The sequence below is a fragment of the Actinoalloteichus caeruleus DSM 43889 genome (assembly GCF_000429185.2).
Lineage (GTDB): Bacteria > Actinomycetota > Actinomycetes > Mycobacteriales > Pseudonocardiaceae > Actinoalloteichus_B > Actinoalloteichus_B caeruleus.
On sequence record NZ_AUBJ02000001.1, the window covers coordinates 1430903 to 1455564 of the forward strand.

General features: G+C 72.3%; 20 protein-coding genes. 6 read left to right on the top strand and 14 right to left on the bottom strand.

The genetic code is table 11. From position 1 onward, the window contains the following. The first annotated feature begins 24 nt into the window (after nucleotides 1–24). Together G443_RS04790 and G443_RS04795 are read left to right on the top strand one after the other, a co-directional pair. Complete coding sequence (locus G443_RS04790) at nucleotides 25–954, top strand: hypothetical protein (RefSeq protein WP_253860137.1); 930 nt, start codon at nucleotides 25–27, stop codon at nucleotides 952–954. After that, nucleotides 882–1508: a hypothetical protein gene (locus G443_RS04795; RefSeq protein WP_253860138.1), complete on the top strand. Its 627-nt coding sequence runs from the start codon at nucleotides 882–884 to the stop codon at nucleotides 1506–1508. The genes G443_RS04790 and G443_RS04795 overlap by 73 nt, the downstream gene beginning before the upstream one ends. On the opposite strand, the gene G443_RS04800 is transcribed toward G443_RS04795, so the two are convergent. The 10 genes from G443_RS04800 to eccD all read right to left on the bottom strand — a co-directional run bounded on the left by G443_RS04800 (nucleotide 1426) and on the right by eccD (nucleotide 15011). After that, nucleotides 1426–3966 carry a WXG100-like domain-containing protein gene (locus G443_RS04800; RefSeq protein ID WP_253860139.1) on the bottom strand — a complete coding sequence of 847 codons (2541 nt, stop codon included), beginning with the start codon at nucleotides 3964–3966 and terminating at the stop codon, nucleotides 1426–1428. The two genes, G443_RS04795 and G443_RS04800, sit on opposite strands and share 83 nt — an antisense overlap. A 19-nt stretch (nucleotides 3967–3985) precedes the next feature. After that, on the bottom strand, nucleotides 3986–4336 hold the full coding sequence (locus tag G443_RS04805) for a hypothetical protein (RefSeq protein WP_030107301.1): 351 nt from the start codon (nucleotides 4334–4336) through the stop codon (nucleotides 3986–3988). 119 nt (nucleotides 4337–4455) lie between these two features. Continuing rightward, complete coding sequence (locus G443_RS04810; RefSeq protein ID WP_030107302.1) at nucleotides 4456–4938, bottom strand: YbaB/EbfC family nucleoid-associated protein; 483 nt, start codon at nucleotides 4936–4938, stop codon at nucleotides 4456–4458. 49 nt (nucleotides 4939–4987) lie between these two features. Continuing rightward, the gene (locus G443_RS04815; protein WP_026420311.1) at nucleotides 4988–6811 is read right to left on the bottom strand and encodes a WXG100 family type VII secretion target; all 1824 of its coding nucleotides are present in this window, start codon (nucleotides 6809–6811) and stop codon (nucleotides 4988–4990) included. Nucleotides 6812–6873: 62 nt separating this feature from the next. Continuing rightward, nucleotides 6874–10089: a hypothetical protein gene (locus tag G443_RS24870; protein ID WP_026420310.1), complete on the bottom strand. Its 3216-nt coding sequence runs from the start codon at nucleotides 10087–10089 to the stop codon at nucleotides 6874–6876. 147 nt (nucleotides 10090–10236) lie between these two features. Beyond that, nucleotides 10237–11160, bottom strand: a complete 924-nt coding sequence (locus G443_RS04830; RefSeq protein ID WP_026420309.1) for a WXG100 family type VII secretion target — start codon at nucleotides 11158–11160, stop codon at nucleotides 10237–10239. Between the two features lie 98 nt (nucleotides 11161–11258). Further along, nucleotides 11259–11546 carry a WXG100 family type VII secretion target gene (locus tag G443_RS04835; RefSeq protein ID WP_026420308.1) on the bottom strand — a complete coding sequence of 96 codons (288 nt, stop codon included), beginning with the start codon at nucleotides 11544–11546 and terminating at the stop codon, nucleotides 11259–11261. Nucleotides 11547–11599: 53 nt separating this feature from the next. Then, nucleotides 11600–11929: a WXG100 family type VII secretion target gene (locus G443_RS04840; protein WP_026420307.1), complete on the bottom strand. Its 330-nt coding sequence runs from the start codon at nucleotides 11927–11929 to the stop codon at nucleotides 11600–11602. Nucleotides 11930–12080: 151 nt separating this feature from the next. Further along, the gene (eccB, locus tag G443_RS04845; protein WP_051314308.1) at nucleotides 12081–13532 is read right to left on the bottom strand and encodes a type VII secretion protein EccB; all 1452 of its coding nucleotides are present in this window, start codon (nucleotides 13530–13532) and stop codon (nucleotides 12081–12083) included. A gap of 81 nt (nucleotides 13533–13613) precedes the next feature. After that, a complete protein-coding gene (gene eccD / locus G443_RS04850) occupies nucleotides 13614–15011 on the bottom strand; it encodes a type VII secretion integral membrane protein EccD (protein ID WP_026420306.1) in 1398 nt (465 codons plus the stop codon). A 143-nt stretch (nucleotides 15012–15154) separates the two neighbouring features. Here eccD and G443_RS04855 point away from each other — a divergent pair, with 143 nt between their 5' ends. After that, nucleotides 15155–19153: a type VII secretion protein EccC gene (locus G443_RS04855; protein ID WP_026420305.1), complete on the top strand. Its 3999-nt coding sequence runs from the start codon at nucleotides 15155–15157 to the stop codon at nucleotides 19151–19153. A gap of 335 nt (nucleotides 19154–19488) precedes the next feature. Here the strand turns inward: G443_RS04855 and G443_RS04860 are convergent, their stop codons facing one another. Further along, nucleotides 19489–19872 (bottom strand): VOC family protein, encoded by a 384-nt coding sequence (locus tag G443_RS04860; RefSeq protein ID WP_103056897.1) that lies wholly within the window; start codon nucleotides 19870–19872, stop codon nucleotides 19489–19491. A gap of 298 nt (nucleotides 19873–20170) precedes the next feature. Here G443_RS04860 and G443_RS04865 point away from each other — a divergent pair, with 298 nt between their 5' ends. From G443_RS04865 to G443_RS04875, 3 genes are all read left to right on the top strand, one after another. Next, nucleotides 20171–20635 (top strand): NUDIX hydrolase, encoded by a 465-nt coding sequence (locus G443_RS04865; RefSeq protein ID WP_026420303.1) that lies wholly within the window; start codon nucleotides 20171–20173, stop codon nucleotides 20633–20635. Between the two features lie 453 nt (nucleotides 20636–21088). Beyond that, nucleotides 21089–21694, top strand: a complete 606-nt coding sequence (locus G443_RS04870; protein WP_026420302.1) for a TetR/AcrR family transcriptional regulator — start codon at nucleotides 21089–21091, stop codon at nucleotides 21692–21694. Next, nucleotides 21691–22050, top strand: coding sequence for a DoxX family protein (locus tag G443_RS04875; RefSeq protein WP_026420301.1), 360 nt, complete (start codon nucleotides 21691–21693; stop codon nucleotides 22048–22050). The genes G443_RS04870 and G443_RS04875 overlap by 4 nt, the downstream gene beginning before the upstream one ends. Nucleotides 22051–22072: 22 nt before the next feature. Here the strand turns inward: G443_RS04875 and G443_RS04880 are convergent, their stop codons facing one another. The 3 genes from G443_RS04880 to G443_RS04890 are packed head-to-tail and all read right to left on the bottom strand — an operon-like array spanning nucleotide 22073 to nucleotide 24622. Beyond that, nucleotides 22073–22906 carry a hypothetical protein gene (locus tag G443_RS04880; protein ID WP_504919247.1) on the bottom strand — a complete coding sequence of 278 codons (834 nt, stop codon included), beginning with the start codon at nucleotides 22904–22906 and terminating at the stop codon, nucleotides 22073–22075. Beyond that, nucleotides 22870–23769, bottom strand: a complete 900-nt coding sequence (locus G443_RS04885; protein WP_253860141.1) for a S8 family serine peptidase — start codon at nucleotides 23767–23769, stop codon at nucleotides 22870–22872. Before G443_RS04885 ends, G443_RS04880 begins: the two co-directional genes overlap by 37 nt. Before the next feature lie 28 nt (nucleotides 23770–23797). Then, complete coding sequence (locus tag G443_RS04890; protein WP_253860142.1) at nucleotides 23798–24622, bottom strand: hypothetical protein; 825 nt, start codon at nucleotides 24620–24622, stop codon at nucleotides 23798–23800. Nucleotides 24623–24662: the final 40 nt, after the last annotated feature.

Genomic DNA, 24662 nt, shown 5'->3' on the forward strand with positions numbered 1-24662 from the left:
CCGCCGGGCGGTGGGGTGGGCGGGGTGGGAGTTGGCGTGGTGCTGGTGCTGGGGCCCGGGGCGGGTTGGGGTGCGGGACCGTTCGGGGTCGGGGTGGCCGGCGTGGTCGCCTGGCCGCCTGTGGACGGGCTGGGCGTTGGCGCGGTGGCCCCGGCATCGGAGGTCACCGGAGTGGGGGTGGGGGTGCTCGGTGGGCCGCTGCTCGTGACCACCGGTGCGGGTGCCGGCGTGCTCGTCGTGGTGGGGACGGGACCGCTGGTGACGGGCGTGCTGGTGATGGGCGTGCTGGTCGTCGGCACGGCGGTGGGCACCGGTCGTGCGGCGGGCGCCGGCGGCGGAGCGCTCTGCTGGTTCGAGTTCGTCGGTTGCGTCGCGGTGTTCCCCCCCTGGTTGGTGGGGGTCCCGGAGCCGGACTGCGTCGTGGGTGGGGGCGCCGCCTGGGACGCCACCGGGGTGTCCGCGCGCTGCCCCGAGGTGTCGGAACTCGTCGTGGTGGGTCGGTCCTGGTGCGGCGTGCCGCCGCCCTGCTGTCCCTGCTGCGGGGCGGGGGACTGCCCACCACCGGTGTCGCCCGTGGTCGGGGGGTGCTGGACGCTGGTGGATGGCTGGTCGGAGCTGGTGGACGACCCGGTACGGCCGTTCGGGCTCGGTCCGGTTTGCTCCGCCTCCTGGAAGCGGCCGCCCGGCAGCGGCCCCTGCGCGCCCCGGTCCGAGGACGGGCTCGACGTGGGTTCGGGACGCCCGGTGTGCTGCTGGGCGTCGGTGTCCTGGGCGCGTCCCGTCGAGGTGTGCTGGTCGGGGGTGACCCGGGTGGGACCGTCGGAGGAGGAGTCCCGCTGCCCGCCGCCCTGCTGGGGCTGGGAGTGGGAGTCGGGAGCGCGGTGGCCGTCACCACGGTGGTCCTCGACGACGGGGGTGGTCCGCCCCTGCTCGGGTCGGTTGTCGGAGTGCTGACCTCCCCGGTCACCCGTCCGCTGCCCGTCGTCGCCGGTCCGGTGGTTAGAACGGTCGTCGCCGCGCTCCGACACGTCGTCCCGCCCGACCCGGTTCTCCTCAGTCCCGGGTTCCGGCCGGCCGTGCTCGCCCCTACCCGAGCCGACGTCGTCCCCGCCACCGCGTTCCCCGCGCTCACCGGGACCGCTGCCTACGTCACCGGACCGCTGGCCGTCCCGCTGCTCCGAACCGGAACCCCGCTCACCACCGGACCAACGACCGTCCTCACCGCCGCGCTGATCCGAGGAGTCCCCACCACGACCCCCCTCACGCTGGTCACCGCTCCCCCACTCACCACCGGAACGCTGATCATCCTCACCCGACCGCTCACCCGGACGACTCCCGGAACGCTCCGACGACGAATCGTCCTGCCCCCTCCGAGCACCCTCCTCGCCACCACGCTCACCCCGCTCACCGGGACCGCCGTCGACGTCACCGGACCGCTGACCGTCCCGCTGCTCCGAACCAGACCCCGCTCACCACCGGACCAACGACCGTCCTCACCGCCGCGCTGATCCGAGGAGTCCCCACCACGACCCCCTCACGCTGGTCACCGCTCCCCCACTCACCACCGGAACGCTGATCATCCTCACCCGACCGCTCACCCGGACGACTCCCGGAACGCTCCGACGACGAATCGTCCTGCCCCCTCCGAGCACCCTCCTCGCCACCACGCTCACCCCGCTCACCGGGACCGCCGTCGACGTCACCGGACCGCTGACCGTCCCGCTGCTCCGAACCGGTGTCCCGGCCCGGTGTTCCGCTGGAATCGCGGTCGCTCGACTCCCGGCCGGGTCGCGAGTCCTCGCCGCGTTCGCCGCCGTTCGCACCGTCACCGGTGTCGGACCGGCTGTCGGTGCCCCGGTGCGAGTCGCGGGACTCGTCGCCGACCGCTCCGGAGTCACGGCCGGACTGGGAGTCCTGCCCCGAGCCCCGGCCGTTCTCGCCCGGGGTCGTCTCGGTGGACCGGTGCTCTCCGGTCCCCTGGCGGTCACCGGTCTCGCGGCCGGCGGAGTCGGTGCCCTCCCCGCGCTGCCCGCGTCCCTCCCCGGGGTTGGACTCCTGCCCGCCCTGGCCGTGGCTGGTGTCGGCGTGCGCGTTCCCGGGAACGGTCTCCCCGCCCTGGTTCCACCCGCCCTCGCCGCCGTTCGAGTTCGACTGCCGGTTGCCTGGGGAGTCGCTCGTCTCCTGGCGGCCGTTCGTGTCGGAGTCGGCCCGCGAGGCGGAGTCGCGGCCGCTGTCCGGCGAGCCCACGGTGTCCGGACGGTCCCGGGAGGTGACGTCACCGTTGCCGCCCCGCTCGCCCCGGGACTCGGTGACGATGCCCTCGCCGGAGTCCCCGCGCTGCCCACCGGGGACCGTGTCCCGCCCGGCGGGCTGGTTGACGTCGTTCTGGCCACCGTTCTGGGCACCAGGCCGGCCGCTCTGGTTGGACTGGTTGGACTGCTGGTTCTGGTTGGACTGCTGCCCGGGTCCCTGCTGGTTGTTGCTCACCTGGCTGGGCACGCCACCGTTGAAGCCCGAGGTCCGCTCGTCGCCGCCGGGAGTGTTCTGGCCTCGGCCGTCCTGCCCCGGGGTGTCGTACCCGCCTGACCGATCGCCGCGCGCGTCCGGGCTGACCTGCTCCGAGGAGTGTTGACCGCCCCGATGGCCAGGTGTGTCGCCCGGGTTGCTAGTCCGGTCGTGGGGGCTACCGGCGCCCTCCGTCCCGTCGCGGCCGAACTGGGACTCGCCCGGCCGATCCGCGTTCCCCCGGTCGCCGGCGTGCTGGTTCCCGCTGTCCTGCTGCCCACCGAACTCGGTCGAGTTCCCTCGGCTGTCGGACCCGCCGCCTCCGGTCCCCTCCTCGGCTGGGGGCGCGTCGCCGCCCTCCTGGACCGGGGCCTGGTTGTTCTCCGTGTCGAGCGTCGGCGGTCCCGTCAGGTCGTCGCCGGTCCCGACATCGACCCCGTCCCCCTCACCGCCACCGCCTCGGCCACCTCGACCGCTGAACCCGCCGAAGAAGCCCGCGCTCATCGAGAACGGGTTGAACTCGCCACCCATCGCCGCCGCGGTGGCGGCGTCGCTGATACCGGCCGCGACGCCCTCCCGCGCCGCTCCGCCGAACATGCTGAGGGCCTCGCCCGGCTTGGAGTTGTGGAAGTTCTGCGGCCCGCCGCCGAACTTGCCGTCACCGATCTTGTTGCCCAGCCCTCGCCCACCCGCACCGAGGAGGCCGCTGGCCGCGCCGTTCGTCGCGCCGCCGATCGCCGCGCCGATGGTGTTGTCCTTGTTCCAGTCGTCACGGCCCCCGGTGGCGATCTGGCCACTCTGGATGGCGACGTCGAGCCCGACCTCCTGGGCGGTGCTGTTGACGGTCTGCCGGCCGACCTGGTTGACGACGTTCCCGGCCCGGTTGCCGACGACCTTGTTGACGCCGCCGCCGATCTTGTTGCCGACACCGCCAACGGCGCGGGGGATGGTGGTGCCGACGGTGCGGATGACCTGGTTGCCGATGGTGCGGCCCAGGATCTTGGTGATCACGTTGCGCAGGACCTGCGAGATCACCGTGCGCGCCGCCGTGACGGCGGCGGAGACGATGGCCCCACCGAAGAACGGGATCCAGGCCATGGCGAGCGCCGCGGCGACCATCACCAGCTGGACGATGATCATGATACGGGCCTGCTGGATGTCGGCGGCGGTGTTCTTCGCCAGGCTCGACAGCTCCTGGGCTCCGGCGCGGAGCTCGTCGAGTTTGGTCCGGACCTGCCGGGCGGCCCAGTCCTGGTAGCCGTCGGAGAACTCGCCCGTCATGTCCTGGGACATGTTGCGGGCGGAGCGCTCCATGGCGACGGCGAACACCTCGAGTTCGTCCGCCATCTTCGACCACGCGCTGCTGATCGAACGCAGGCCGCTCTCACTCCCCTCGGGCCAGGGCTGGCCCGCGACGATCTTGAGAGCGGTCTGGAGTCCGGCAGGCAGTTCCGTGGTCATGTCTCACCCAGTTCCGTACTCAGCCCGAGGTGTCGGGCCGACCCCTGCGGAGATGGTCGATGGCGGAGCCGAGGTCCTGCGCCCCCTCGCTGTCGATCTGCATGAACAACTCGACCACCTCGGGCACGAAACCCGACATGTTCGCGCAGATCTCGTAGACGTCCTCCAGGCTCTGGACCTGCCCGTCAGCGGGTTCGACGTACTTGTTCGCGAACGCCTTCCCGATGTCGTCGGTGCTCCAGCAGCCGTCGTTGGCGTCGAGGACCTGGCAGAGCTCGCGCCACGCTGCACCGAAGTCCTCGATGGCCTCCCGGTCCTCCTTGTTGTGGATGAACACTTCGGTGGTGTCCACTGAGGTCTCGTCGGCCACGCCGCTCTCCTTCCTCTCGGGCCCCCTCCAGGGGGGACCCGGTGTCCTGGGGGGACACGCGGTGGTCTCGGGTCAACGAAGGGGGAGGCCGCCGGGGTCAGGGGCGGCCCCCAGGGCGGTCAGCGGTCGTGGTCCCAGCCGTCGTCCTGGGGACGCGGCTTCTTCAGCTCGGGTTTCTGCGTGGTGGCGCCCTGGTCGGCGATGATCGGGTCGAGGATGCCCTGGAGCAGTTCGCCGAAGTCGCTGCGCCCCGAGGCGAAGTCCTCGAAGTCCACGTTGGGGACCGGGGACCCGCCCATCAGCTCACCCATCGACTTGAGGTGCTCCGAGTTCGCCTTCCGCAACGTCTTGGTGAGGACCTCGGCCAGTTCCTTGGGCGTCATCTTGCGGTACTGGGTCGTGTTCACCTTGATCTCGCGCAGCTGGCCGTTGCCGTCGAGGGTCACGGTGAGCATCTTGTTGTCGGAGTCGACCGTCGTCGACGCCTTGGAGATGTCCTCCTGGAGCTTGATCAGCCGCGCCTGCTGCTTCTCGAACTCCGCGAGGGCTCCGGCGACGTCGGGCAGGCCTTGGCCGCTGAACGGGTTAAAGCCGGCGGTCATGTCAGGTCCTCCTGCTGGATGTTGCTGTCGGGGACGGTGGGGCGGGCTGTCAGTCCCGGCCGATCACTCCGGCGGAACCCTCGCGGGCGACCGACCACGAGTCGGACTCGGTGTAGGGAGCGTCTCGCAGCCGGTCCTCCTCCTGTTGGCCGGCACCCGCGCCCATTCCTCCCATCGGCATGAACGGAGCTCTGGAGTCTCCCGAACCCCCCGGGGTCACGACGCCAGGGGTCCCCATCCCCATGTCGAACCCGAAGACGCCGCCCGGGGTGGACACCGGCAACCGCCCGGGCGTCCCGCCGGGCAGTGGCGCTCCGCCGAGGGGCTGGCCCGGGACCGCGCTTCCTGGCGTCCCGCCTGGCACCGGCGGAACCGCACCGGGCGGGATCGCCCCTGGCGGCACCGCGCTGCCCGGCGAGACCACACCGGACGGCGGGATGCCCCCGGGTGTGGCGCCGAGGACCGGCAGCCCCGGGGTGACCTTGCCTGGTGGGAGCGCACCCGGGGGCGTCACCCCGCCGGGGGTCTGCCCGAACTGGGGGTTCTGGACGGGCACCGACCCGGGCCCACTGCCCGGCGGCAGGGTGTTCAGCGGAGGCTGCCCCGCTGGCGGTCGGCCACCCGACGGGTTCGTCGGCGACGGGTTGTGCCCCGGCGGGTTGCCCGGGCGGTCCCCGGACTGGTTGGAGACGGGCGGCACGACCGGGTTCACCGGCTGCGGGAACCGGGGCACGTTGGTGCCGACGCCGCCGGGCACTCCGATGCCCGCCACCGGCACCCGTCCACCCGCCTCGACCCCGACCGGGACGTTCGACACCGGTGCGACGGGCGCCACCGGTGCCCCGGGCGCGGCGGGGACCACGGGGGCGTGTCCGACGGTCTGCACCGCCTGCGCGTCCAGACCGACCGTGACATCACCCGGAGTGGACCACTGGCCGTCCTCCCCCGACTGCCCGTACTGCCCAGGCTGGCCGGCGCGGTCGCCGACACCGCCGACGACGCCGACGCCGGCGGGGCGCGCCACCGAGTTGACCCCGTACTTCTCGTCACCGACGGGCTGCGACGACGCGGCCGGCTGCCCCAGGACACCCATGCGTTGCTGGACCGCCCCGTAGGGGGCGGCACCGGCCACGGCGGCCGGCGCTCCCGCGTACGGGGTCACCTCCTGCTGCTCGGGAGCGGCCAGCCCGGTCGGGGAGAGCGGAACGCCGTTCGCCGGGGCGCCGAGCACCGACATCGGGGCGGAGGCCGTGGTGACCCCGACCTGGGTCACGCGGGTCATGGGCGCGTTGGCCCGCACCCGAGCGTCGGCCGCGGTCACCTCGGGAAGCTGCCGCAGGGTGGCACTGGTCTGGTTGTAGTCGGCGGACAGCCGGTGGAGCACATGCGCCGCCTGCTCGTCCTTGACCCTGGCGGCGTGTTCCGCCCGCGCGGCGTTGGCGTGCGCGGCGTCCTCCGCCGGCATGTCGGTGGGCAGCGGGTCCATCTGGACCGTCGACTGCTGGATGTCCTTCAGCTGCCGCTGTGCCCGCACCAGGGCGTCCCCGGCCTCCCTGGTGCGGGAGGAGTAACTCGGCGTGCTCAGGGTGTCGGTCACCTGGACGACGACGTTGTCCGTCCTCGTCCTCCGCTCGGACAACCTGTCCTTGGCCGAACCGCCCTGCCAGACCTCGTCGAGCCGGTTCCAGTGTCGACGTACCTCGTCCAACACCCCGTTGAGCCGGGTGACGATGCCGTCGAAGCTGTCCGCGGCGCGGTAGAACCGGTCGGGGTCGGCGGCCGCGAGCGCCGCCACGGCGCCCTCCAGCGTCGGTGGAACGCCCCCGAAGTCGCCCGGGTCGGGCGGCTGGGTGGTGTCGGAGACCAGCTCCATCCGTGATCCTCCTCGTGCTCACGCCTGACGTGTCATCGCCGTACCCGCGCTGGCCGGCTCGCTCATTCGCGTCCCACCACCGGGGAGATGGAACGGTCGTCGGACCATTCCTCGTCGTCCGCCCCGATCCAGGCCTCGCGTTCCCGCTTCTGGTTCTGCCCACCCGCGCCGGCCGCCGCCATGCCGGGGGACATCGGGGGCATCATCGGCATCCCGTGCCCGCCCGGTCCGCCGGCCGACTGGGTCGCGGGCACGGACACCGAGGACACCGACTGGGGCATCGTCGCTCCGGGCGGTGCCACGTTGAAGGACGGGGTCCTCGTCATGGCGGCCGGGTCCATGGCCGGCAGTGTCCTCGGTGCGCCCACGCCCACCCCGGGGTCGACGCCACCGCCACCGCCACCGCCGATGGAGCCGAGGTCCGGCACGCCGCCACCGGCACCTCCGCCAGCACCGATCGACTCCAGATCCGGCGCCCCACCGCCACCGGCGCCGCCACCGGAGAGGAAGGACTCCAGGTCACTGGTGGCCGCCTTGGCCTCGGTGGCGGCGTCGCGCCACGAGTCGGTGTCACCCTCACGCGACAGCAGACCGGACAGGCTCTCCCGCCCCTCGGACAGCGACTGGCGGGCGTCCTCGATGGCCTGCCGGGCCTCCTCGGGGAGGGCGCTGGTGTCGATCCCGGCGAGCCGGTCCTCCGCGTCCCGGAATCCGCCGTCGGCGGATTCCAGGCCCTGCCGCGCGAGGTCGGGGTCGCCGTCGAGGTTGATCTCGCCGAGGCCGGCGACGGCTTCCTCCGCCATCCGCCTGGCGTCGTCGACCGCCTGGCGCGACGCCTCCGACATCCCGTCGGTCTCGATGTCGCCGAGACGTCCTCGGGCGTTGTCGAAGTCGCGCTGCGCGTCGTTGAAGTCGGCGGGCAACAGCTGTGGCTGGCCGGGGAGCGGAACGTCGGTGAGGCTGTCCATGCTCTCGCCGAGCTTGTCGCGGACGTCCTCGATGGCCTGCCGCTCGGCGTCGGACATGTCGCTCATGTCCATGCCCGCCAACAGGTCGTCGGCGGCTTCGAAACCTGACCTGGCCTGTTCGAGTGCCTCGCTGACCTCGGCGGGGTCGCCGGTGAGGTCGATGCCCTCCAGCCCGGCCATGGCCTCCTCCGCGGCGCGGCGGGCACCGTCGACCGCGTCCTGGGAGCCGTCGGGGAGGCCGCCGGGGGTGGAGGAACCGATCTGACCGAGTTCGTCCAGTGCGTCCTGGGCCTGTCGGGCGGCGTCGTCGACGGCGCGTTCGCCCTCGCTGACCGAGGGGTCGAGGGCGTTCCTGGCCTCGTCGAGGCTGCCGAGGCCGTCGCTGAGGCGGTCCCTGGCGTCCTCGATGGCCTGCCGTTCCTGGGGGGACATCCCGCTGGTGTCGATGCCCTCCAGTTGGTCCTGGGCCTCGCGGAATCCGGCCTCGGCGTCGTCGATCGCCTGTCGGGCGGCTCCCGGGTCGAAACTCCCGTCCTCGCCGATGCCGAGGCCGCCCCCGTTGACCAGGTCGTCGAGGCCGTCGATGGCCTCCTGGCCGGCCCGCTTCGCGTCCTCGATGGCGCGGCGCGACTCGGGGTCCCGGTCGCCGGATCCAGGCGCCCCGCCGCCGGGCACGCCACCGCCTGGGACGCCACCGCCGATGCCGTCGAGACCGCCGCCGCCGATCTCGTTGAGGCCGTCGATGGCCTCCTGACCGGCCCGCTTCGCGTCCTCGACGGCCTGCCGGGCCGCCTCACCGGCGCCGTTGTCCCCACCGCCGGCGGAGTCCCCGCCGCCACCGGTCCCCTCGGAACCGCCGCCGCCGAAGCCGGGCACGCCGCCGCCGATCGGGGCGCCACCGCCGCCCTCGCCGGGCGCGTCGCCACCGATGCCGTCCAGACCACCGCCGCCGATCTCGTTCAGGCCGTCGATGGCCTCCTGACCGGCTGCCTTGGCGTCCTCGACGGCCTGCCGCGCTGCCTCGCCGGCTGCCGAGTCGCCGCCACCGCCGGCACCCTCGCCACCGCCGCCGACGCCCTCCTCGCCACCGACGCCTTCCTCGCCACCGATGCCCTCGCCGATGTCGAGGCCGCCGGGGGAGCCACCGGGGGAGCCGCCACCCGCGCCCTCACCGGCCGAGTCGAGGCTCGGCGCGCTGTTCCCGATCTCGTTGAGGCCGTCGATGGCGTCCTGTCCCGCCGCCTTCGCGTCCTCGACGGCCTGCTGCGCCTCCTCGCCGGCGCCACCCACGTCCAGACCGCCGGGCGTCTCGCCCCCGGCCGGGTCGCCGGCCCCGCCACCGCCCACGCCGGGCGCGCCGCCGCCGATGCCCTCGCCGTTCTCCCCGAGGGCCTCCTCCCCCAGCTCACCGGGAGTGGTGGCCAGCCCCTCGGTGTCCAGCCCCGGTACCGCTTCACCCGGTGCGAGCTGCCCGGCCTCCGATGGGATCTCGCCCCCGAACCCCTCCTCCGCGGGGACGCCGGGGATGTTCTCCTGGGGGATCTGGTCCGGCAGCTGCTCCCCTGGCATCCCCTGGCCGTTGCCCGGAACCCCGGGCGGGTTTCCGACAGTCTCGACGGGCGGTGGCTGGAAGACCGCGCCGGCGGAGGACACCGGCGTGTCCAACGCCTTGCCGAGGGAGTCCTTCAGGGAGTCACCGACCGGCAGGTACACCTCGTCGGAGAGGTGTTGCATGGCCTCGCGGGCCTTCTTCAGCCGCTCCTTGCCCATCTCGGCGGCCACCTTGCCGAGCCCGAAGAGCATCATCGCCGTGGCGGGGCTGAAGAACATCACGCCGACACCCGCCGAGATGAGCTGCGCGGCAGACTTGTAGAAGCCCTGCGCCGCCTCGACCTCGTCGAGGATCGTGTCCCTGGCTTCCTGTGCCCGGTCCCCGACGTCGACGAAGATGCCGTACCCGCCGGAGTTGCCGCCCCCGCCGTCCTCGCCCCGGATCGGGTGTTGGTCGAAGTGGCTGGGCGAGAGCGCGTTCACCACCCGCCCCGAGATCCGCAGCAGTTCGCCGACGTAGTTCTGGAACGACTCGGCGGCCGCGCCCTCGAAGATCCCGTCCTCGTCGAGCTTCTTCGCCTGCGACTTGATCGAGTCGAGGGTGGTGTCGAGGTTCTGCGCGATGTTGGGGAATACCTCACCGGCGTGCCGCAGCGTGGGGGGTTCGATGGTCCTGGCGGTCTCGACCAGCCATTCCATCGACGAGTCGGCATAGCTGGTGGACGGCCGGTCGTTCTCGCCGTTCAAACGATCGGACATCGGTGTTCTCCCTCGTGGGGCGTGGGCGGAGGGCGGCGAAGGCCACCGGCGGCATCGGGTCCCCCTGCGTTCCCCGAGGCGCGGGGGAACGCGGGAGGCTCGGTGATCTGTCGGTGTGCCCGCCGTGCGGCGCGGGCACTGCTGGGCCTACGCGTCGTGGTCGAGCCTCTCGGCCGGGATCGCGGGCTCCGCCGGGATGAACCGCGGCTCCAACGGGGTCAGCCCGCGCTCGACGGGCAGTGCCGGCGCGTTCATCGGCTCCAACGGGGTGTACGCGCGCTCGACGGGCAGCATCGGCGCGTTCATCGGCTCCACCGGCGCGTACGCGGGCTCCAGCGGGATCGCCGGGATGACCGGTGTGACCGGGATGACCGGCATGACCGGGAGCGCCGGAGTCGCCGGGTAACCGTGGTTGACCGGGTAACCGTAGTTGGCGGGGATGCTCTGCGACTCGTAGGTGACCGGCTGCGCCGGGTACCCCCCGTGCTGCGACGGGTAGGTCGGCTGCTGCGTCCCGTACTGGTAGTTCGCTGGGACGTTCTGCGACTCGTAGGTGAGCGGCTGGCCGACGTACCCACCGTTGGGCGCCTGGTAGGTCGGGTCCTGGCCGGGATACCCGCTGTTCGCCGGCGTGTACTGCGACGGCGGGGGCGCGTACCCGTGTTGCTGCCCCGGGTAGGGGTAGTCCGAGGGCATGTACTCGGGATCGCCCGGCACGGGCTCGGGAGGCTGGAGCGCCATGTCGCTCACGAGGCCGTCGATCTGGGAGGTCACCCTGGCGAGCTCGGCGGCGTTGGTCTCGTCGACGTCCTCGAAGAGGCCGGCGATCTCCTCAAGGTTGTCCCCGATGTAGGTGACGACCTTCTTGAGGTCCAGCAGGTGCTGGCGGAGCTCCTCCTTGCGGTTCCCGACGACGTCCTCGAGGAAGTGACCGGCCGCCAGGTTGCCGGGCCGGATCTCGATGGACAGGAGTTCCGACATCATCTCGTCGAAGTTCGGCAGGAGGTTCTTGAGCGCGGCGGCCGCGTTCCGGACCTCGTCCGGGTCCATGGCCGTGTTGGAGTGGGACATGGTTGGCGACTCCAGAGGATCAGTGGCGGTGGACCGCCTCGGAACCGACACGCGGGAAAGCGGAACCCATCAACGGCGGGTTCCGCTTTCCCAGGGCCTCAGAAACCGCCGGCCGACGAGCGGTCCTGACGCTGGAGGCTGTCAGCGGCGCTCTCGATGGAGGTGGCGGCGTTGTTCAACGTCATGTTCGCCGAGTCGAACGCCTGCGTCACCAGCTTCGACTTCGAGCCGTAGGCCGTCGCGGCCTCACCGTCGAAGGAGGCGAGCTGCCGCTGGGTGTCGCTGCGCAGCCCGTCCACCGAAGCCTGGATGCCCCTGGCCGAGTTCCGCATGATGTTGATGCCCTCGGCGATCTTCGGGTAGACGTAGTTGATGTTCTCGCTCATGTCGCTCCGTTCGGAAGACTGGGTCGTGCGAGGGACGTACGGAAGTCAGGAACTCAGAGCATCCCGGCGTACGGGTTGCCCTGGTTCCCGACGTTCATGAGGTCCTGTCCGGACGTCTCGTCGGTGCTCTCGAGCTTGTTCGCGGAGTTCCGCACCTGCTCGGCCATCTCACGGAGCTTCTGCTCGATCCTCGCGAACTCGCCGTCCCACTGCTCGTGAACCCTCTTGAGCGTGTTGATCAGAGCGCCGCTGTTCCCGGAGACCAGCGCCGACACCTCACCCTGAACCCGCTGGCGCTCGCGGTTCAGCGAGTCCGCCTCGCTGTCGTGCCGGCCCGCGGTGGCGCGGAGCTCTGCGGGAGTCAAACGTGTCTGCTGGGACATCTCACCCTCACCGTCGGCATAGGAAAACACGGGACGCATCGACAACCACGGAACCGCGGTTTCACCGATGCTGACAGAAGTAAGCACATCACTGATTCCGAGTGCGTTCCGACCGGAACGCATCCCCCTGGCACTGTCGCAGGGGTATCCCTCAGTTGTCCCCCTCGGACTGGGGCGGCACGGGTTGACGCGGCCGAATGGCCTGTTCCGGATCGAGCACCGGCCCCGTCGGCAGGGCGGCGAGCAGCTCGCCAGGGACGGGCACCGACCGGCTTCCCCCGTACCCGAGGGTCGCCGCCACCTGGGTGGAGGCCAGCGGGTACTTCACCCCGAGGTCGGTGACGAGGTAGTGGGTTCCGCCGTCCACCCCGGGCGCCGGCAGATCCCGCACCAGGACCCCGCTGTTCGGGGGCACGAGAACCCGGTCGGCGCTACCGGCCTCGGTACCGCGCGCCGGGCTCACCGGTCCGTCGACGGTGTCGCGGTCCACCATGCTCACCGCGATGTCGGGTCCGTCGGTGGAGCCGAGGGTGAAGCGCACGCACGGCCGGACGCTCGCCGATCCGTCCAGGTCGACCAGGGTCGGCGGGGTGTTCGGGTGGTCGGTGCCGGCGATCGGGGCCGAGGAACGCGGCGCTCCGGCGAGGGCTTCCGGACCGATCGCGATCGGGCGGACACCGCCGGCCGGGTAGGCGGTCGCGGTGGCCGGGGAGGCCAGGGCGAGGCTCGCCATCGTCGGGCTCACCGCCGCCAGGCCGTCCCGCCGCAGCACGTAGAACTCGGTGGCGTCGATCACCGGGTTGTCCACCTGGTAGATCTGGCCGACCACGCCAGGGCTGTTCCCGATGGGCGCGGTCGGCTCGCCGATGCCCTCGACCTCGGGAGGACCGAGGTCCGGCCCGGTGGGCAACGCGTTGATCCAGCTGGTGGTGACCCGGAGCGGGGTGACGGTGTCGTACCCGAGAGCGGCGGCGATGGTGCCGTCCGGGAAACGGTACTTGCGGCCCTGCCACACCAGGTGCGTCTGGTCGTCCGGGCCGACGACGAGCAGACCCTCGCCGTCAGCGAGGGTGATGCCACCGGGACCGGCGACCAGCAGGGTGGTGGCGGGGCGGTCCTGGCCGGCCTCGTCGGTGGTGGTGGAGGCGCAGGACAGCCACGGGCCGTCCGTCATGTCCGCCGCCGCCGGCAACGAGTCCGGCGCGTTGGGTATGCCGATGGGCACCCCGCGCGGCACGCCCTCCAACGACCGCTGGGACACCTGCGACACCTGCCCCCGCGCGTCGTTGACGGCGAGCCGGGCCGAGGCGTAGTTCAGGACGGGGTGCAGGAGCCCGTCCAGGTACAGGTACCGGGCGCCGGTCTCCTCCTCGACGATGATCGTGCCGGCGGCACGCCACGAGTCGTTGCCACTGGGCACGATCAGCCCGTACACCCCGAAGCCCGCGCTGATCAGGGCGGCCAGCAGCACACCGCCGAAGAAGCCGGTGCCGAAGCGGCGGTGCGGCGGGGCCGGTTCGTCGGTTCTGGCCCGCATCAGCGCGGACACCAGCCGGCCCACGACGAAGAAGTAGGCTTGGACCTGGTCGCGCCGCGACTGCACGGCCCCTCCTTGTTCCCGGGTGGACTGCTGATTCGGTGGGCCGTCGCGGCGACCGCGACGGCCGGTGGGGCGGGCGGGCGCTCAGCCCGCGAGCCCCCGCATGATCCCGTACACGTCGAGCATCGCCAACAGCAGTGGCGCCACCGCCGCCGCGCACAACGTCTCCAGGATGTCCACGGTCCGCCCCCAGTAGGGAGGCGGCCGGTAGCCGGGCATCTTCGCGCTACCGGCGAGCAACGCCACGGCGAGGACCATCACGCCGCCGAACACCCAGGCGAGCCGTTCGAGCAGGGCCTGATCGGCGGCGAAGGCGACCACGACGGCGGCCAGGCCATAGCCGCCGGCCGCCAGCAGGGACCACCGGTGGCGACCGGCGTCGAGGTGCCGGGAGCGCAGCACCAGCAGCAGCCCCACCACGGCGGCGGTGATCAGCGCCCAACCCGAACCGTTCCAGACCAGCGCCGTCAGCAACGCGGCCTCGATCACCGAGAACACCAGGTACAACGTCGTCATGTACCTGTCGGTGGCCAGGGCGCCGTCGATGACGGACTGGAACGGGGTGGGTTCGATGTCCTCGTTCAGTTCCTCCGGCGCGGTGGGCAGGGTGGGCAGCCCCAGCCGGCCGAGGCGGAAGGACATGCTCGGCACGAAGTTCTGCGCGACGAGGGTCACCACCAGCACGATCCCGGCCGCCCCTGACACGCCGAGGGTGTCACTGCCGGCGAGCAGCGCCGTCGCGAGGGTGAACACCGAGAGCACGAGCCCACCGGTGAAGACCAGCGCGGCGTCGGCGACGCCGACCAGCCCGAGCACCAGGGCCGCCGCGCCGGCCGCCGAGGCGCAGACGGCGCTGACGGTCGCGGTCGTCGAATCGGAGAACACCAGCGGGAACAGCCAGCCGAACCCGGCCGCGTAGCCGAAGCCGGCGACGGCCAGCACGGCGCCGGTCACCGTGTCCCGCACGGACCTGGACACCACGGCGGCGGCGACCAGCAGCACCGCGGCGATCCCGCCCATCACCGAGACCCGGGGCACCACCGGGCCGGGCACCAGGAGGACCAGGAGGCCGAGCAGCAGGGTGGCGCCGGCGAAGCCGAGCAGCATGTTGCGGGTGGCACGGGGTTTCCACCGGTCCCGACGCATCCGGGACTGGTCGGCGACCCCGGCCACGAGGTCGTCGAAGTCGATGGCGGGGAGCCCGTCGGTGCGAGGGCGCAGGTGCACGGTCTCCCCGTCGACCAGGCCGAGTTCTCCGGGGGTGTACTCCTCGTCGAACGGTGGCTGCCCCAACCGCTGGAGCACGAACCCCTCATGTTCGACGGCCTCGTCGGCCAGGTCTCCGCCGGCCTGCCGGAGGATCGCCGGCAGCAGGTCGACCAGGGGGACATCGCTGGGCAACGCCAGATCAACGGCGTTGTCCCCGATCACCAACCGAAGTCGGCAGAGTTGACTTGTGGCATCCTTGGACGCGTCATCCACGTGGTGTTGAGTTCCTCATACCCCGGTTGGCCGGGTTTCCGTTCCCTTGACAAGGCGGAAGCTAGCCACGAATGTCGCAGCATTGCTCCGTTCGTGCGGTACCGCCGGTGTTTTGAGGGTTATCTCTCGCCAAAGGAGACACGGTGAGCACGACGTTGTTCCGCAGGCCCCCGCGCCGGGTCGGTCCGAAGATGCCCGGTGGGGAGCTGGGCCTCCAGGAGCCGCCCACGGTGCCGGAGCCGCAGAGCGGCAACATGGCCACCGTCCTCACCTACCTGCCCATGGCGTTGGGCTCCGGCGCCATGATGCTGATCTTCCTCCAGCCCAACTCCAGCCCGCTGTCCTACATGGCTGGCGGGATGATGGGCATCGCGAGCATCGGCATGCTGGTGGGCCAGCTGGCGAGGACGGCGTCCGAACGCAAACGGCAGATGCACGGCGAGCGGCGGGACTACCTCCGCTACCTCTCGCAGGTGCGCAAACAGGTCCGGGAGAAGTTGGCCGCGCAGCACCGGGCGGCGACCTGGACCCACCCCGATCCGGCGTCCCTCTGGTCGCTGATCCTGAGCTACCGGCTGTGGGAACGGCGCACCGGGCACGACGACTTCGGGGAGGTGCGGCTGGGTCTTGGCTCGCAGCACTCGGCGATGAAGCTGATCCCACCGCAGACCAAACCGGTGGAGGACCTTGAACCGTTGTCCGCGCACGCGTTGCGCCGGTTCCTGCGCGCGTACAGCACGCTCTCCCCGTCGCCGATCGCGGTCTACCTGCGGGGTTTCGCGCGGATCCAACTCCGGGGCGACCAGGCCGCTGGCAGGGACCTGGTGCGGGCGATGTTGGCGCAGCTCGCGGCGTTCCACTCCCCCAACGACCTGACGATCGCGGTCTGCGCGAAGGGCGAGAACCTGCCGGAGTGGGACTGGGTGAAGTGGCTTCCGCACGCCCAGGACCCCGATCGCAGGGACGCGCTGGGGCCGCTGCGGATGGTGGGCCAGGACTTCGCCGAGTTGGAGGAACGGCTCGGGGAGTCCTTCACCGCTCGCACCAAGTTCGAGACCGGCACGATGATCACTGCGGGCGAACCGCTGGTGGTGATCGTGGTCGACGGTGTGGAACCGCCGCCCGGTCACCAGAGCGTGGACACCGGTTACCAGAACACGGTGCTCATCGACGTCGGCGGCACACTGCCGTGGCGGCCGAACCGGAGCGTGCTGCACCTGGAGGTGAGCGCGGAGGAGATCGGCCGGGTCAGCTTCGACCGCACCGGTAAGGAGAGCTCCGCGACGCTGTGCGCCCCGGACCGCATGTCGGTCCAGGCGGCGGCCGCGCTGGCCAGGGGCATGGCCCACCAGCGGATGAGCACCAGCAACGACACCAGCGCCCCGCTCAGCGGTGACTACGAGCTGACGACCCTGTTGGGGGTCGGCGACGCCCGGACCTTCGACCCGACCCCGGTCCGGCTGGCCCGCTCCTCCCGCCAGCGTCTCCGGGTCCCCATCGGGGTGGCCGAGGACGGAACGCCGGTGGACCTGGACATCAAGGAGTCGGCCGAGTCCGGGATGGGCCCGCACGGGATGCTGGTGGGCGCCACCGGGTCCGGCAAGAGCGAGCTGCTGCGGACCCTCGTCGCCGCGCTGGCCATCACCCACTCCTCGGAGGAACTGAACTTCGTCCTCGTGGACTTCAAGGGCGGCGCGGCCTTCCTCGGGTTCGACCAGTTACCCCACACGTCGGCCGTCATCACCAACCTCGTCGACGAGCTGGAACTGGTCGACCGGATGGCGGACGCGTTGACCGGGGAGATGACCCGGCGGCAGGAGCTGCTGCGGGCGGCGGGCAACTACGCGTCCCGCCGCGACTACGAACAGGCCCGGCGCAACGGGGTCCCCCTCGAACCGTTGCCGGCCCTGTTCGTCGTGGTCGACGAGTTCAGCGAGATGCTGGTGAGCAAGCCCGACTTCATCGACGTGTTCGCCACCATCGGACGTCTCGGCCGAAGCCTGGGCGTGCACCTGCTGCTGGCCTCCCAGCGCCTGGACGAGGGCCGCATCTCCAAGGTCGAGACGCACCTGTCCTACCGGATCGGTCTGCGCACGTTCTCGGCGATGGAGAGCCGCGCGGTGATCGGCGTGCCCGACGCCTACGAGCTGCCCACCTCCCCTGGCAACGGCTACCTGCGCAGCGACACCCACACCCTGGAGCGGTTCAAGGGCGCCTACGTCTCCGGTGCGTACCGGTCCAGCCGTCGCCAGCACAGCAGGCAGGTCATCGAGGAGCAGTTGCACGCCTTCGAAGCGGGCTACCTGGCACCGAAGGTGCGGACGGAACGGCTGGTCAGCGAGGAGGAACTCGCCGCGGAGCGGGAGGCGGGCGCGAAGCAGGCCGGGCTGAGCGTGCTGGACGTGCTCATCGACCGGTTGCGCGGGCTCGGGCCACGCGCCCACCAGGTGTGGTTGCCGCCGCTGCGCCGCTCCGCCACCCTCGACGAGCTGCTGCCGCCCCTGTTGGAGGAGCCGGGGCGCGGCCTGATGGTGGCCGACCCGTCGCTGGTGCGCCCGCTGAACGCGCCGATGGCGCTGGTCGACCTCCCCGAGCAGCAGCGCCGCGACCTGCTGACCGCCGACCTGTCGGGTTCGGCGGGGCACATGGCCGTGGTGGGCGGGCCGCAGAGCGGGAAGAGCACCGTGCTGCGCACCGTGATCACCGGGCTCAGCCTCATGCACGACGCCACCGAGGTGCAGTTCTACTGCCTGGACTTCGGCGGTGGCACCCTGTCCTCGCTCTCGGGCCTCCCGCACGTGGGTAGCGTGGCGAACCGGCTCGACCGGGACCGGGTCAGCCGCACCGTGATGGAGATGTCGGCGTTGTTGGAACGGCGGGAGCTGCTGTTCCAGGCGAACAACATCGACTCGATCGCCAACTACCGGCGGGCCCGCAGGGAGGGGCGGCTGGTCGAGCAGGACCCCTACGGGGACGTGTTCCTGGTCATCGACGGCTGGTACACCGTCCGGCAGGAGTTCGAGGAGCTGGAGGACCGGCTCGGGGAGATCGCCGCGCGGGGTCTGACCTTCGGCATCCACCTCATGGTGGCCGCGACGCGGTGGGCGGAGATGCGGCCCTGGCTGCGGGACGTGCTCGGCACCCGGTTCGAGCTGCGGCTGGGCGACCCGGTGGACTCCGAGATCGGCGGCAAGATCGCCGCCCAGGTGCCCGCCATCCCCGGACGTGGCATCACGGCGGACGCGATGCACTACCTGACGGCGCTGCCGAGGGTGGACGGCCGGTCCAGCACCGACGACCTGCCCGACGCCGCCCTCGACCTGGTGGACACCTTCGCGATGCCCGGCGTGCCCCAGGCGCCGCCGGTGCGGATGCTGCCGGCGACCGTGTCGGCCCGGGACCTGCCGGGGCCCCAGGCCGACCGGCCGGAGGCCGAGGTGCGCGTGGCGTTGGGCCTGGACGATGTGGACCTGGCCCCGCTGTGGCACGACTTCGACGTCACCCCCCACCTGTTGGTGTTCGGCGACGGCGAGACCGGGAAGACGAACCTCCTCCGCCACATCGCCCGGTCGGTGGCCGCCCACCACCCGGCGGGGGAGGCCCGGATCATGTTCGCCGACTTCCGCCGCGAGCTGTACGACGCGGCACCCCAGGAGCACCAGATCGCCTACTCGGTGACCAGCGACTCGTTCGGGGAGAACGTCGGGCACGTCGCCGAACTGATCAAGAAGCGGTTGCCCGGCCCGGAGATCACTCCTGACCGGCTGTCCAAGCGGGACTGGTGGACCGGTGGCCGGCTGTTCATCCTCGTGGACGACTTCGAGCTCATGGGCGGCGGCTACGGCGGCAGCCCGCTGCAACCGCTGCTGCCGATGCTGCCGCAGGCGGCGGACATCGGCCTGCACGTGATCATCGCCAGGAGCACGGCGGGGGCGAACCGGGCGATGAGTGATCCGGTCGTGCGGCAGATGTGGGAGCTGGGGACCCCGGCGCTGATGTTCTCCTGCCCGAAGGACGAGGGGCGGTTCCTGGGGGACCTGCGGCCGAAGACGCTCCCGGTGGGCCGGGCCCAGCACGTCAACCGCCGGCGGGCGGTCCGCATGGTGCAGACGGCGCTGCTGGACGACCGCGAGCAGGGGTGAGTCCCCGCGCCCGGGGGTCGGTCGACGCTCACCCGCGACGGCCCCCGGGCGTCCGGTCCCGAAGCCCGGTCAGGCTCAGCACGACGAGCCCGGTCCCGAGCACGACCGCGCTCACCAAGACGTGCCTGGAGTCTGGGGGTCGACGCGCCGCCGACGGCGTCGAGCAGCGCGCCCCCGGTCGGAGGCCGGCGGCGCGACTGCCGCGCCGACCGCCGGACGACGTGCCCCACGGGCACCGTGGCCAGCGGCAGCGCCGAGCCCACGGAGGCCCTACCTCCGGGCGAGCGCTTCGGACCGCATCCCGACGACAACCGGTCAGGGCGAAGCGGGAGCTGTCACGTCATGGCCATGTGCACCAGTTCCCACACGTGCCCGTCGGGGTCCTGGAAGCTCCCCCCGTACATCGGGCCATCCTCCATCGGCGGCTTCCAGGGCCGCCCGCCGGCGGCGATCGCCTTCGCCACCAGGTCGTCGACCTGTTCCCGGCTGTCCGCCGACAGGCAGGTCAGCACCTCCGTGGTGGTGGAGGTGTCACTGATCTCGTCGGTGATGAACTGCCGGAACTGCTCCTCCTCCAGCAGCATCACGTAGATGTTCCGCTCGACGACCATCCCGGCGACGGTGTCGTTGGAGAACGTGGGGTCGAAGGAGAAACCCAGCTCGCCGAAGAACCGCTTCGACCGCTCGAGGTCCCTGACCGGCAGGTTCACGAAGATCATTCGCACTGTTCGGCCCTCCACGGGACGAGGGCACGATCGCCGGACCTTCCTGCGGTCCCCGTCCCACTCGACCTCCCGGCTTCACGTCGAGGGGCTGCCTCCACCGTAGGCCCGGTCGCGCGGCGCGGACAACGTCGCGCCTCGACCCCGGTCCAGGGCGGGGCGGGACCGCCCTGATGCGTGGAGGCCGGCACCGGAGCACCGGCGTGGAGCGGCGCTGCCACCAGGGACGCGGGTGGGGCGGGTCCGTAGGCTCCCGGACGGTACGTCCCCACCACCGGCCGCCCGGAGGCCACCGATGCCAGAACGCCACCTCGTCGACGTGCACGTCATCCTGGTGCGCGACGACGAGCTCCTGCTGAGCCTCCGCAGGGACACCGACCCGAGGTTCGACGGCCAGTGGCACCTGCCGGCGGGAAAACTGGAGGCCGGGGAGTCCGTCCTCGCCGGAGCCGCCCGCGAGGCGCGTGAGGAGGTCGGCGTCTCGGTCAGGCAGGACCAGCTGCGGCTGGTCCACACGGCGCACGTCACCGCTCCCGGCGTGGAACCCCGGTTGGGTCTGTTCTTCGAAGCGACCAGGTGGTCGGGAGTTCCGTTCAACAGGGAACCCGAGAAGAGCTCCGGCGTGGCCTGGTTCCGGTTCGACGCCCTGCCGAGCCCGCTGATCGCCTACTCGGCGGTGGGCATCGCGCACTACCGGGCGGGCGTGGCCCTGTCGGTGCTGGGTTGGGACGACACCGAGGTCACGCGTTCCCGACACTGACCACGAAACCCCAGGACCCGCCGGGCGGTGCGGGGACGTGGGGCGGCGGGATCCCGACGTCGTGGCGGATCCAGGTGGGTGCCAGCCGTGCCTCGACCCGGGGCACCGGTCTACCCGCGCGGCCCGCCCGGACCACACCTCACCGCACCAGGAGACCTCCGGCGTGCCACGCGCCTGAGGGCGCCGATCCGCCCCGGGGGTCGTCCACCGGCGGCGGGACGGGTTCCTGACCACGCTCGACGGGGGTCCGGTGGAGGCTGGCCGTGCCGGTGATCAGCTGGGACGACGCGAAGGACGACGCCCCGGCCCTGCCCACCGTGACCGAGAGCGGGGCCGGCGACGCGCGGGCCTCAGGGCCAGGAGAGCCGCCGATGGCGTGATGGGTGCCGGAGGCGCGGGACCACCACAGTGTGCTGAACGTGTTCAGTGAACTCGTTCAGTCTGGTGGGTCGGATGGGTACGACACGAGATCGACTACGAAGCGCGACGCACGCGAAGGTGCTCGCCGCAGCCGACGCCCTGTTCCTCGAGCAGGGCTTCGCGGCCACCACGGTCCGGGACATCGCCGCGTCGGCGGGCGTGAGCGTCGGCACCGTCATGGCGGTGGGCGACAAGAGCGGGCTCCTCGTCGCCATCTTCGACAGGCTCATCGAACAGGTGCACCTGGCCCGGCGCGGCTCGGTCACCGAGCCGCCATCCGCGACCGGAGTCCCGTGCGCGGCTCGCGTGATGTCGCTCCTGACACCGTTCCTCGACCTCTTCACCACCCGCCCAGGCCTCGCCAGGGCGTACGCCTCGATCCTCGTCGCCGGGAACCACTCCTCCACCGTCTTCACCGAACTGTCCACGACGCTGGTGGATGAGATCCGCGACGTGCTCGAGGCGGGCGGCCGCCCGGGAACACGCGACCCCACCTCGCTGGCGACCGCGATCTACTTCGCCTACGTCGGAGCGCTGTTCGGCTGGGCAGCCGGTCCCGACGACGAGGCCACCACGATCAGTGATCGCCTGTGCGACACCATCACCACCATCTGCTCCAGTGAGGACCACTCGTCATGACACTCGTCCCTGCCCTCTGGTGGCTCCCGGCGGCGCTTGCCTCGGTACTCCTCCTGGACGCGGCGCTCTCGATCCGACCGCCGAAGTTCATTCGCGACTGCCTCGACGGGGTGGGCTTCCCCCGGGAGTGGTGGTGGACCCTCGTCGTCATCAAGGCACTGGCGAGCGCGGGACTCCTCGTCGGCATCTGGGTGCCGGGAGTCGGGGCCGCCGCGAACGCCGGAGTGGTGGCCTACTTCCTGTGCGCCTCGTACGCGCACGTCAGAGCCCGGTTCCTCCGACAGGAGTTCTGGGTCAACTGCCTGGGGCTGCTCGTCTTCTCCGTGGTGGTGTTCGTGTTCTCGTACGTGGTCTAGCCGCCGCGAGCACCGCCGGGGGTCACGGCGACGCTCCGCCGCCCGACCAGAGTGCGGAGGGCACGCCCCAGGTCCAGCACGGCGGGGCGGTCAGCCGGTGACCGGTGGCCTCGTCGCGCCGCCCACGCCGCTCGAGCGCCGGAGAACCCGGCGGCGGACGTCGGCCCCCTCGCGGCCGGGTCGCCCGTCCCCGGCCCCGGCACGATCGGGGCCGACGGGCGACCCCCTCGGCGACCCGGCCCCGATCGGGTCCTCCCAACGCCGGTGTCGACACCGGGACGGGGACGTCCGCTCTCGGCCCCCGCTCAGGGCACCTCGGCGGCGGGGGCCGGCCGCGCCGGCCGACCGCACCCCCGGCGGGGGTGACGGCCCGGGGGTTCCCCTCCCTGACCGCGCCGTCCGGCTGGTCGCCCCCGTCGGGGTCCGACGGTCCGCCGTCGGGACCGCCCGGGGGCTCGACCGAGGAGTTCGCGCCCGCCTCGTCCGCACCGGCGACGACGGCGACACGGCTCCGGCGCCACCGCCGGCGCCATCCCGGCGGACCGAACACGCCGGCCAGGACACCGACGAACGCGAGGACGGCGGCGGAGGCCACCGTGAGGGTGGCGACGATGCGGGGGATCGGGTCGTCCTCGGGGATCACCGGGTGGGAGATCGTCGGCTGCCGCGCCGGGCTCGGCTGCTCCTCCAGTTCCGAGGGCACCACGGCGGTGACGGCCGCGTACGGGTTCACCACGCCCCAGCCCAGGGCGGGGTCCGGGCGTTCGGCCGGGGGCGGGTCCGCGGTGACCCGGAGCCGGTGGGCGACCTGGCTCGCGGTCAACTCCGGGTACCGCGACCGCACCAGCGCGGCCACCCCGCTGACGAAGGGCGCCGCGTAGCTCGTCCCGCTGCCCTGCCAGTGCCCGGGGCCGCCGGGCCCAGGCTCACCACGTCGACGCCGGGAGCGACCAGGCTGACGAACTCGCCCGTCTGCGAGAACTCGCCCCGCTCGCCCTGGGCGTCGATCGCGCCCACCGCGAGCACGCCCGGATACGCGGCCGGGTAGGAGGTGGGGTTGCCCTCCTGGGCGTTGTTGGCGGCGGAGGCGACGACGAGCACGTCGGAGGTGGTGGCCCGCTCCACCGCCGCGCGCAGCTCCTCGTTCGGGTAGGTCGTGCTCGCCGAGATGTTGATGACGCCCGCGCCCTCGTCGACCGCCCGATGGATGGCCTGGGCCATCACCGGCGCGGACCCGTCGTTCTGGCTGTTGGCGTTGCGCAACGGGAGGATGCGCGCACCCGGGGCGATTCCGGCGAACCCGGTGCCCTCCGCGGGCTGGGCGGCGATGATGCCGGCGACGAAGGTCCCGTGCCCGTAGCAGTCGTCGTCGGCCGACCCCCCGCCCCCGTTGACCAGGTCGACGCCAGGCAGCACCACGCCCTCGAGCTGGGGGACGGCGCCGTCGACCCCGGAGTCGATCACCGCCACCGTCACTCCCTCGCCCCGCGTCAGTTCCCAGACCCGCCGGGGCAGCATCCGGCGCTGCGCCCAGGGCACGGACTCCTCGACCATCGCGGGCGGGGGCAGGCAGCCGGAGTCGACGGTGGGTACCGGGGGCACCTCCTGGGCGCTCGCGGTTCCCACGGCGAGCTGCGGGCAGAGCAGCACCGCGACGGCGAGCAGGGCTCCCCTGCGGGCACGGGAAGCGCGGGCCCCGGCGTCAGGACGCCTGTTCATCTCAGATCTCCGGTTCGGTGGTACCCGGTCAGTCGGCGGAGCCGGCGGTCGCGGTGGCGGTGGCGGTGGTGGTCGAGGAGGACGAGGGCATGGCCGACCCGGTCAGGCCGAAGGGCGCGGCCCACCGGCCGAACGTCTCCTCCTCGGACAACTCGCGCGGCGTGGCGCGCTGCCGACGGCCTAACGCCCGCCGCAGCCGCGCCAGCACCTGGGCGTCGACCTCGTCCAGACCGATGCCCAGGCTGGTCTCGTTGGCCCGCAGCTCCCTGGCGAGCACGGCGGGCCGGGTGGCGGCCCCGCCCACGACGTCGAGCACCTTGAACCGGCTGTGGGAGAAGAACACCACCTCCTCGGGTAGGCCGCCGGCCCCCAGCATCCCGACCCGGCGGCCGGTGGTGGACCAGATGAGCAGGTCGACGGTGGCGTCGGGGGTGTTCAGGTCGTGCGCCGCCGTGGCGCTGAGGAAACCCGGTTCGTCCAGCACCTCCGCCGGTGGGCACACCTCCCGGAGCCGGTCCCCGTCGTCGGGGAGGTGTGCCTGTTGGAAGGTCGCGCCGCGGTGGACGGGAAGCCGGCGGAGGCCCGAGGTCAGGCAGGCGACGAGATCGCGCCAGCCGCGACCGCCGTCCGATCGCAGGGCCTCGTTCAGGACCCGGCCCCCGTACCCCTCGTGGGCCAGGTACAGGCACACGGCCACGAAGTCGGCCTTCGCGGACTCCCCGCCCGCGCCGCGCAGGACCGGTGACATGGCCAGGGCCGCGTTGACGGTGGCCAACGCGTTCTCGTAGTCCTCGCCGACGAGCCTGGCGAGCGCGGCTCGTTCCGCTTCGGTGCTCCGGTGGTCCGGCGGCACCCACCCGACAGCCGCCTCCCCGTTGGGGTCCTCCTCACCG